This is a genomic window from Kocuria sp. CPCC 204721 (assembly GCF_040980945.1).
Classification (GTDB): domain Bacteria; phylum Actinomycetota; class Actinomycetes; order Actinomycetales; family Micrococcaceae; genus Kocuria; species Kocuria marina.
Map to the genome: position 1 here is coordinate 1 of NZ_JAVKPO010000073.1, position 504 is coordinate 504.

The 504-nt window shown below is 75.0% G+C and carries 1 pseudogene; it reads left to right on the forward strand.

Annotated features, from left to right (window positions below):
- Window positions 1-504, forward strand: a pseudogene (locus tag RF637_RS13920) (hypothetical protein); the annotation flags it as partial.

Sequence of the window (504 nt, forward strand, 5' to 3'; positions counted from 1 at the left end):
GGCTACGAGGGCGAGGTGGTGCACGTCGAGGAGGAGCCCCTGTGGCCCGTCACGGCGGGCGTCGTGGCGGAGCTGCCCGAGCGGTACGTGCAGGGCGCCTTCGACAACCTGCCGGCGCGGGAGGCGGCCGGGGACCACGAGGTCCCCGGTGCCCCCGGCTGGCACTCCTCCGAGGGGCAGCTGCTGCTCGAGCGCAGCAACGCCCTGCCCGAGCCGGAGGGGCGCTCCTGCCTGGCCACCGGCCGGCACCGCATCGTGCTGCCCGCGATGGAGCCCAAGGCGAAGGCGCCGTGGATCTTCGGGCAGTGCGCCCAGTGCGGGCTGCAGAAGCGCTATCCGGGCCGGCTCACGAAGCCCTCCGCGCTCACCTCCACCGGCTCCGTGGAGGCGCTGCGCTTCATCGGCCCGGACGAGGGGGAGTACCCGACGTCCTGGGCGCCGTTCCGGGACGCCCTGACGTTCCTGGGCGGCGGCAAGCGCTCGAGCCTGTCGATCGTGGCCCGC